This window comes from Frateuria sp. (assembly GCF_035695185.1).
Taxonomy (GTDB): domain Bacteria; phylum Pseudomonadota; class Gammaproteobacteria; order Xanthomonadales; family Rhodanobacteraceae; genus Frateuria_A.
Genome location: NZ_DASSES010000208.1, coordinates 1 through 9,083 on the forward strand (window position 1 = coordinate 1; position 9,083 = coordinate 9,083).

Consider the following 9,083-nt stretch of genomic DNA (forward strand, 5'->3'; position numbering starts at 1 on the left):
CTTGTCCATGCAAGAGTAGGTCACCGCCAGGGGCTTTATCCAAAAACCCTCACCGCAAAACGGTGGGGGTTTTTCTTTTTGTCCTGACGAGCGCCGGCTCCGTCCCGACCCGTCGGTCTTTCCGGGCAGCGACCCCTCTGCGCCTGCTCGCTGCAGCGCTCCCGTTGCCGCGCCCTGGGCCCGTGGCGTTCGCTGGCCATGCGCGCCGTGGGACAACGACTCGAGGCGTAGTCCCCCGGGCGCCGCTGGCACCGGCCTGGCGTCGACACATGGGGTGTCGTCGCAGGGCCCTGGTCCTCCCCCGAACTGGAAGCGAGCCGCCAAGGTGGCGTGGCCTGGAGTTCCCCGGTTTCGAAGGAGCAGTCCGGAGGGCAGCGACGCCGGTCACGCTTGTACCGGACTCGTGCACCAGGGACGGTCAAACGGCGTTCTATGCCTTTATGATGCGGGGCAGGATGTGCGCGGGGGAGACGCAGCCTTGTTCGTCCATGTGGAAACCCGTCGGCGCTCCACTACCCAGTGGGCGACGCTGCTGCTGGTTGTGGTGTGCGTGGCCTGTTTCGTAGCGCTCGCGCTGATGCCATCGCCCCAGCGAATTTCCTTTCTGCTGGAATGGGGCACGATCCCCGCCAACATTTTCGACGCCCGTGAGGCGTTCTGGCATCAGTTGGGCGATCCGGCGCTGCTGCGTCTGTTCACGGCCTTGTTCATCCATGTGGCCTGGATCCATCTGCTGAGCAACCTGCTCTTTCTGGTGATCTTCGGACTTCCGGCGGAGCGCACGCTCGGCTCGGCCCGGTTCGTCTCGCTGTTCGTCGCTGGAGGTATCGTGGCCAATCTGGTCGGTGCGCTGACGCTAGCGGGAGTGCGCCTGCCGATCATCGGCTGCAGCGGCGCGGTATCTGCAGTCCTGGGCGCGTACGCCGCACTGTTTCCACGGGCGCGACTGGGGCTGGTGCTGCCGCTGGGCCTGTTCCTGGAATTCGTGCGCGTGCCCGCCTTCCTGCTGATTGGCATCTGGGTCCTGCTGCAACTGCTCTTCAGTTACGCCGGACCAAGCTACGGTGCGGTGGTGTGGTGGACACACATCGCGGGCTTCCTGTTCGGCATGTTGTTCGCGCTGTTCTCGCGCGACGCCATTGCACGACGTCTGCGCGGTTAGACTGCGCGCCATGCGCGCCAAGACTCTCTACAAGGTCACCTTTCTGCACCTGGGCAAGTGCTACGAGCTTTATGCCCGGCATGTGGACACCAGTCCGCTATGGGGCTTCACCCAGGTTGGCGACCTGGTCTTCGAGCCGGCCGGCTCAGGGCTGCTGGTCGACCCCACCGAAGAGCGCCTGCGGGAAGAATTCGCCGACACCCGCGTGCTGCACCTGCCAATGCAGTGCATCGTTCGCGTCGAGGAGGTGGAGCGCAAAGGTTCGCTGGTGATCCGCGATGCTGCCGACGGCCAGAAGGTGACCCCTTTCCCGATGCCTCCCAAGCCCCGCTGACTCTTTCAAGGGCGCGCGCTCGAGCGACTCGCGCCCGAACGCCGGCAGGGGCCCAGACTTCAGGCCGCGCTCAGCCCGTGACGCACGCCAAAGCTGCGCATGATCCTGCGTGCAATCGGCGTGGCGGCCACCTGACGCCAGACAAGGTGCGGGTCGCTTCCTTCGCGACGCATGGCCTCGCGCTTGCGCTGGATATAGGCACGCATCACTTCGGCGTTGAATTCCGGATGGAACTGCACGCTCACCGCATTGGGCCCGTAGCGCAAGAGGTGATGCGGGTCGCGTGCCGAGCGGGCGAGCACCGTGGCGCCGGGTGGCGGCTCAAGCACGCTCTGCTCGTGCGTGGTGTGGGCACGGAAGCTGGCCGGCAACCGGGCGGTGAGCGGATCGTGGCTGGCCGCCGCGGTGAGTTCGATCGGCAGTGTGCCGATCTCGCGCCCGCCGGGCAGGTAGTCCACACGCCCACCCAGCGCGTGCGCCATCAGCTGGTGGCCGTAGCACACGCCGAACAACGGCAGATGGGCATCCATGGCATCGCGGATCCAGCCCGCAGTGCGCTCGCTCCAGGCGGCACGCTCGGTGACCATGGCGGCCGAGCCGGTGATCAATGCGCCGGCGACGTCTTTTGGCGGGGGCAAGCCCTGGCCTGCGGCCACGTCGACGACCTGCAGCCGCACCGGGGAGAGCGCGGCGCAAAGGCGAAACCAATGCGGAAAGTCGCCGTGGCGCGCACGGATGGGATCCGGCGCGCGTCCGGTACGGATGATCAGGATGGGCTTCATGGAGACGTCTGGATGGCCGAGGCTAGGCCTGGCTGTCGTGTTCGATGGGTGGCAATACGGTGAGCACTTCCTGCACCGTGGTCAAGCCCTTGGCCACCTGCGCTGCCGCCGATATGCGCAGGGGCTGCATTCCTTCGGCCAGCGCAGCCTCGCCCAGCCGGGCAAGGTCGAGCTGCGCCGAGATGATGCCGCGCAGGCGCGGGCTGAGCCGAAGCATCTCGTAGATGCCGGTACGCCCCACGAAACCGGTGTTGCGGCACTCCAGGCAGCCCACCGGCTCGAACACCCGCTCCGGCACCGGCAACGACCAGCCATGCGTGAGCGCCGTCCAGGCGTGGGGATCCTGCTGCGCCTCGCGTTTGCAATGCGGGCACAGCATGCGCACCAGTCGCTGGGCGACCACGCCGGTCAGGGTCGACTGGATCAGGTAGTGCGGCACGCCCAGGTCGAGCAGCCGGGTCACCGCACTGGGCGCGTCGTTGGTGTGCAGCGTGGAGAGCACCAGGTGGCCGGTCAACGAAGCCTGTACCGCCATCTGCGCGGTCTCCAGGTCGCGGATCTCGCCGATCATGATGATGTCCGGGTCCTGGCGCAGCAGCGTGCGCACGCCGGCGGCGAAGTCCAGCTCGATCGACGCCTGCACCTGCATCTGGTTGAGCTCGGGGCTGACCATTTCGATCGGGTCTTCGACCGTGCAGACGTTCAGTTCCGGCCGCGCCAGGTGCTTGAGCGTCGAATACAGCGTCGTGGTCTTGCCCGAACCGGTCGGGCCGGTCACCAGCACGATGCCGTGCGGCCGCTCCACCAGCGAGCGCCAGACCGCACCCTCGTCGACCGAGAAGCCCAGCTGTGAAAAGTCCTTGGCCACGATGTCCGGGTCGAAGATGCGCATTACCACCTTCTCGCCGAAGGCGGTCGGCATGGTCGAGATGCGCAGCTCGACCTCGCGCCCCGCGGCCGACCGGGTCTTGATGCGCCCGTCCTGCGGCCGGCGCTTTTCGGCCACGTCCATGCGGGCGAGGATCTTGATGCGGGCGGTCACCGCGGCCATCACCGGCGGCGGCAGCTCGAACACCTTGTGCATCACGCCATCGATGCGGAAGCGCATGCGTCCGGCCTCGCGGCGTGGCTCCAGGTGGATGTCCGAGGCGCGCTGCTCGAAGGCGTACTGCAGCAGCCAGTCCACGATGTGCACGACGTGGCGGTCGTCCGCGCCGACCTCGCCGGCCTTGCCCAGCTCGACCAGTTGCTCGAAGTTGAGGATCGCCGCGGAGTTGTCGTAGCCCGCGCCCTTGGCGTCCTGTGCCATCTGGATCGAGCGCTGTACACCGTAGAACTCGGCGAGGTAGCGGTTGATGTCCAGCGGGCTGGCGACCACCCGGCGCACGTCCCGGCGCAGCATCTGCGCCAGGTCGCTCGCCCAGGTCGTATCGAACGGCTCGCTGGTGGCGAAGGTCACTTCGGCCGGCGTGGCGGCCACCGGCAGGATGCGATGGCGCGTGGCGTAGGCATGGCTGACCACCTGGGTCACCGCCGCCACGTTGATCTTCATCGGGTCGATCTTGAGGTAGGGCAAGGCCGCCTGGCCGGCCAGCCATTCGGTCAGGCCTTCCAGGCCCAACGGGCGCCCGGGTTCGCGCAGATTGGGCAGCTTGGCGTTGGCGATCAGCACCAGCGGATGCAGTTCGACGGTACTGCGGCCGGCGCGGGCGCCCATGCGCACGTTCTTGGCATCGTCGGCCGCCACGAAACCGTCGACCACCAGGGCGGCCAGCACGTCGTCCAGGCCCAGCCGTCCACGGCGGCCGAGCAGGGATGCGATTTGCGGTGATGCGGCCATCAGGGCGGGCCTCCCCCGTGAGCGTTCGAGCGGCGCCGGGCCAGTGCGGGCGCGGGCTTTGGCTATACTAACGTGCTTTGTTGTTGGGCCAACCGCCATGCCAGCGCGCACTTTCCAGGACGTGATCCAGACCCTCAACCGCTACTGGGGCGCGCAAGGCTGCGTGCTGCTGCAGCCACTGGACACCGAGGTCGGGGCCGGCACCTTCCACCCGGCCACGTTTCTGCGCGCGCTCGGTCCCGAGCCGTGGGCCGCGGCCTACGTGCAGCCCTCCCGCCGCCCCACCGACGGGCGCTACGGCGAGAACCCCAACCGCCTGCAGCACTACTACCAGTACCAGGTGGTGATGAAGCCCAACCCGGAGAACATCCTGGAGCTCTACATCGGCTCGCTGAAGGAGCTGGGGCTCGATCCGCTGGTGCACGACCTGCGTTTCGTCGAGGACAACTGGGAATCGCCCACGCTCGGCGCCTGGGGCCTGGGCTGGGAGGTGTGGCTGAATGGCATGGAAGTGACCCAGTTCACCTACTTCCAGCAGGCCGGCGGGCTGGAGTGCCGCCCGGTGACCGGCGAGATCACCTACGGCCTCGAGCGGCTGGCGATGTACCTGCAGAACGTGGACAACGTGTACGACCTGGTCTGGACCGAAGGCCCGCACGGCACCGTTACCTACGGTGACGTGTTCCACCAGAACGAGGTGGAGCAGAGCACCTACAACTTCGAGCACGCCAACGTGCCGGAGCTGCTGCGCTGGTTCGACGTCTGCGAGGCGACCGCCAACCAGCTGATCGCCGCCGGCCTGCCGCTGCCGGCCTACGAGCAGGTGATGAAGGCCAGCCATACCTTCAACCTGCTCGACGCGCGTCGAGCGATCAGCGTGACCGAGCGGCAGCGCTACATCCTGCGCGTGCGCACGCTCTCGCGCAGCGTCGCCGAGGCCTACGTGGCACAGCGCGAAAAGCTGGGTTTTCCCGGCCTGAAGAGCGTCTCCAAGGAGCAGGCCGCATGAGCCAGCCGAAGTCGCTGCTGATCGAACTGGGCACCGAGGAGCTGCCGCCCAAGGCGCTCGACGAGCTGTCGCAGGCATTCCTTGACGGCATCGTGCAGGGCATTTCCAAGCGCGGCATCGAGGGCGCGCTGGACGAGGCACGCGCCTACTGCACGCCGCGCCGGCTGGCGGTGCATGTGCCGGCGGTCGCCTCGACGCAACCCGAACAGCAGGTCGAGCGCCGCGGTCCGGCGCTCAACGCCGCGCTGGACGCGCAGGGGCAGCCGTCCAAGGCGCTGCTCGGCTTCGCGCAATCCTGCGGCGTGGAAGTGGCGCAACTGGAGAAGCTGGAGACCGACAAGGGCGCCTGGTTCGTGTTCCGCGCGGTCAAGCCGGGCCAGCCGCTGGCCGCGCTGCTGCCGGAGATCGTCGGGGAGGCACTCAAGGGGCTGCCCGTTCCGCGCCCGATGCGCTGGGCCGATCACGACTACGCCTTCGTGCGCCCGGCGCACTGGCTGGTGATGCTCCACGGCGCGGACATCGTGGACGGCGAGCTGCTGGGCCTGAAGAGCGGCCGCAAGTCGCGCGGCCACCGCTTCATGCATCCGAACCCGGTGCACGTCACCGATGCCGACGGCTGGCTGGACGCGCTGCGCGCCGCCAAGGTGCTGGCCGATCCGCTGGAACGGCGCGAGCGCGTCCGCGCGGAAGTCGCCCGTGCAGCCGCGACGATCGGAGGCGAGCCTCGCCTGGACCCGGCGCTTCTGGACGAGATCGCCAACCTAACCGAGTGGCCGGCCGCCATCGCCTGCGCCTTCGAGCGCGACTTCCTGGCAGTGCCGCCGGAAGCACTGGTCACCACCATGGAGACCAACCAGAAATTCGTGCCGGTGTTCGATCCGTCGGGGGCGCTTACCGAGCACTTCATCGGCATCGCCAACATCGAATCGAAGGAGCCCGCCGAGATCCGCAAGGGCTACGAGCGGGTCATCCGGCCACGCTTCGCCGACGCGAAATTCTTTTGGGACGCGGATCTGAAGACGCCGCTGGCCGGCTACCAGGAATCGCTGAAGAACGTCACCTACCAGCAGGCGCTCGGCAGCCTTTGGGACAAGAGCGTCCGCGTGGCCGAACTCTCCCGCGTGATCGCCGCGCGCGTCGGCGTCGATGCCGGCGCCGCCACCCGCGCCGCCTCGCTGGCCAAGTGCGACCTGCTGACGCGCATGGTCGGCGAGTTCCCCGAGCTGCAGGGGGTGATGGGTCGCTACTACGCCCGGCACCAGGGCGAACCCGAGGCGGTCGCGCAGGCGCTGGACAGTTACTACCAGCCGCGCTTCGCCGGTGACGCCATCGCGGCCGATGCAGTCGGCCGGGTGCTGGCCGTGGCCGAGCGGCTGGACACGTTGGCGGGCATCTTCGCGGTGGGCATGAAGCCCAGCGGCAACAAGGATCCCTTCGCCCTGCGCCGCGCGGCACTCGGTCTCGCCCGCACGCTGGTCGAAGCGGGATTGGAGCTGGACCTGCGCGCCAGCTTTGCCGAGGCGCTGGAGCTGCTGCCGGATTCCGCGCTTGCCGCGGGCCTGCGGCCCGGCAAGGACGGCAAGCCACCCGCGCTCGATGCCGGTGCCCGTCGCGCCACGCTGCTCGGCGAACTGGTGGACTTCGTGTACGACCGCCTGCGCGGCTACTACGCCGACCTGGGTTTCACCAGCGAGCAGTTCGAGGCGGTGCTGTCGGTGGCCCCGACCACCTTGCCCGACTTCGACCGCCGCCTGCGCGCGGTGGCCGAATTCGGCCGCCGGGAGGAGGCGGCCAGCCTGGCCGCAGCCAACAAGCGCGTGGCCAACATCCTGCGCAAGGCCGAGGAAGACACGGGCCAGGCTCCCGGCGGAGCGGTCGAGCGGGCATGCTTCGAGTCGCCCGCCGAGCACGAGCTGGCCGATGCGCTCGATGCGGCGCTGGCCGACACCGCCGCCCCGCGCGCGGCCGGCGACTACACCGCCGTGCTGGCACGCCTGGCGCAGCTGCAGGCGCCGGTGGATGCGTTCTTCGACAGTGTCCTGGTCAACGCCGAGGACGCGCGCGTGCGGGCCAACCGGCTCGCACTGCTGGCGCAGCTGCGCCGGCAGTTCGCCCAGATCGCGGACATCGGCCGGCTCTGAAGGCCGACCCTGCAAAGACGGGCGGTTCCGCCTAGGCGCGGGTGCGGCGGATCCGCTCGGCCAGCTGCCGGTTGAAGGCCAGCATCGCATCGGTATCCACGCGCGCGCCGCCCGGACCCAGGGCCTCGTAGAGGCTGGCCAGCAGGTCGGTGTTGTCGGTCAGCGGAAGCGCCTGCCCGGCCAGTTCCAGCTCCGACTGCAGGATCCGCATCGCGGCATGCAGCCGTTGCGTGTCCACGGGGGAACCGTGGGTGCCCAGCGCCTGGCCGGCGGCCCCGTCCAGCCGCGCGCGCGGTCGCTGGGTGGTCTCGGTGGTGGTCTGCTCGTCGGCGCCGGGCTGGTCCACGTCCGGCAGGATCGCCCCTTCGCCCGCGACCAGCCACACCAGCGAGATGCCGAGGGTGCGTGCCAGCGTGACGCAGCGCGCGCGCGAGGGATCGGTATTGCCGTCGCGCCAGCTGCGGACCACCCCCTCGGAGAACCCGCACATGCGGGCGATCTCGGTGGCGCTGCCCACGCGCTGGATGAGCAGCTTGATGCGATCGGCGAAGGTGCCGGCGCTTTCGGGTTGGGATGCGGGAGGTGCGAGGTTCATGGCCTTTCCGGACGTCAGGAAACAACGCTGGCAGCCGCCGGATCCGGAAGCCGCCGATCGCCATGCTAGCGCGTCGCGCTTACCGCAGGCTTTGGCCGCCGTGCCTGTCTACGCACTGTGAACGGGACGGGGCCCGAGGGCTGCCATCAGTCCGGCTTGACTTTTGCCCGGGGGCTTTTTTTTCCGCTATGCTTGGAACTTCCCCCGCGGAAAACGTACGCGACACGCCGGCGGCTTCCGTGCATTCCCCAAGCAATTGCTTTCCATTGAATAGAGGTTTCCCCATGCGCAGGATGGTCTGGTCGCTGATGTCGGTAGCTGCGCTGGCACTGGCTGGCTGCAACGGCTCCAACGCACCCGAACAGGGCAACGGCGGCAACGCCGCAACGGCGGCGAAGGCGAACGCGGTCAGCGGCACGATCAACGTGCGCGGCGACAATGCCGTGTCGCCCGAGGCCAAGCTGGTGGTCAATCTGGTCGACGTCTCCTCGACCGACCAGGCCGGTGCCGCGCCGCTGGCCAGCAAGACGATCGCGCCGGTGCAGTTCCCGCAGTCGTTCGAGCTCACCTTCAACCCGGCCGACGTCAATCCGGCGGACCTGTACGTGGTCAAGGCCGACCTGACCGACGGCGAGCGTCACTACAAGATGGCGCTGCAGGCGCCGGTGCTGACCAAGGGTGCGCCCAGCCAGGTGTCGATCGAGCTGGTGCCCGAACAGACCCCGGGCGAGAAGGAACTGGCCGACTTCCAGGCGGTGCAGAAGCAGATTGGCGGCATGAAGATCAGCAACGGCACCAAGCTGGAGAAGGACGTCTCGCGCGCCTGGCAGGTGTTCCGCCAGAACGGCGCGGTGAAGTTCATCCGCGCCCGCGCCGATTACGGCGACAAGGGCTTCACCAGCACCGATTTCGCCTACAGGGACGGCAAGCCGTGGGTCGTCGTGCAGCAGAAGAAGGCCAGCCAGGACGCCAAGCCCAACGCGACCGAGCGGGCCGGTTGGGACAAGGACGGCAACCTGGTGCTCAAGCAGAACGAGTCCGGTGGCAAGACCGAGGCGCTGGGTGACGACGAGGCCGCGAGCCTCAAGAGCCAGGCCGAGAACATCCTCAAGCTGGCCACCGGCGGCAAGGGCAAGTAAGCCGCTCCTGTCGCTCGGACGTCCAGCCGGCTGGACGTCCGGCCAGAAAAAAAGCCGCCCGTGGGGCGGCTTTTTTTTAGT

8 protein-coding genes are annotated in these 9,083 nt (G+C 68.4%); 5 read left to right on the top strand and 3 right to left on the bottom strand.

Features of this window, described 5'->3' with window-relative positions; translation table 11 throughout:
- The first annotated feature begins 478 nt into the window (after nt 1–478).
- Together VFH59_RS17110 and VFH59_RS17115 are read left to right on the top strand one after the other, a co-directional pair.
- Nucleotides 479–1,162 (top strand): rhomboid family intramembrane serine protease, encoded by a 684-nt coding sequence (locus VFH59_RS17110; protein WP_325166125.1) that lies wholly within the window; start codon nt 479–481, stop codon nt 1,160–1,162.
- Nucleotides 1,163–1,172: 10 nt separating this feature from the next.
- Entirely contained in the window at nt 1,173–1,496 is a 324-nt protein-coding gene (locus tag VFH59_RS17115; RefSeq protein WP_325166126.1) for a DUF1820 family protein, read from the top strand.
- A gap of 59 nt (nt 1,497–1,555) precedes the next feature.
- On the opposite strand, the gene VFH59_RS17120 is transcribed toward VFH59_RS17115, so the two are convergent.
- Nucleotides 1,556–2,278: a glutamine amidotransferase gene (locus tag VFH59_RS17120; protein WP_325166127.1), complete on the bottom strand. Its 723-nt coding sequence runs from the start codon at nt 2,276–2,278 to the stop codon at nt 1,556–1,558.
- Between the two features lie 22 nt (nt 2,279–2,300).
- Nucleotides 2,301–4,118 (bottom strand): GspE/PulE family protein, encoded by a 1,818-nt coding sequence (locus tag VFH59_RS17125; protein ID WP_325166128.1) that lies wholly within the window; start codon nt 4,116–4,118, stop codon nt 2,301–2,303.
- A gap of 97 nt (nt 4,119–4,215) precedes the next feature.
- On the opposite strand from VFH59_RS17125, the gene glyQ reads away from it, so the two are divergent.
- On the top strand, nt 4,216–5,127 hold the full coding sequence (gene glyQ, locus VFH59_RS17130; protein WP_325166129.1) for a glycine--tRNA ligase subunit alpha: 912 nt from the start codon (nt 4,216–4,218) through the stop codon (nt 5,125–5,127).
- Nucleotides 5,124–7,268: a glycine--tRNA ligase subunit beta gene (gene glyS / locus VFH59_RS17135; protein ID WP_325166130.1), complete on the top strand. Its 2,145-nt coding sequence runs from the start codon at nt 5,124–5,126 to the stop codon at nt 7,266–7,268. Before glyQ ends, glyS begins: the two co-directional genes overlap by 4 nt.
- A 31-nt stretch (nt 7,269–7,299) precedes the next feature.
- On the opposite strand, the gene VFH59_RS17140 is transcribed toward glyS, so the two are convergent.
- Nucleotides 7,300–7,863 carry a helix-turn-helix transcriptional regulator gene (locus VFH59_RS17140; protein ID WP_325166131.1) on the bottom strand — a complete coding sequence of 188 codons (564 nt, stop codon included), beginning with the start codon at nt 7,861–7,863 and terminating at the stop codon, nt 7,300–7,302.
- 284 nt (nt 7,864–8,147) lie between these two features.
- On the opposite strand from VFH59_RS17140, the gene VFH59_RS17145 reads away from it, so the two are divergent.
- A complete protein-coding gene (locus tag VFH59_RS17145; protein WP_325166132.1) occupies nt 8,148–9,002 on the top strand; it encodes a DUF1481 domain-containing protein in 855 nt (284 codons plus the stop codon).
- Nucleotides 9,003–9,083: the final 81 nt, after the last annotated feature.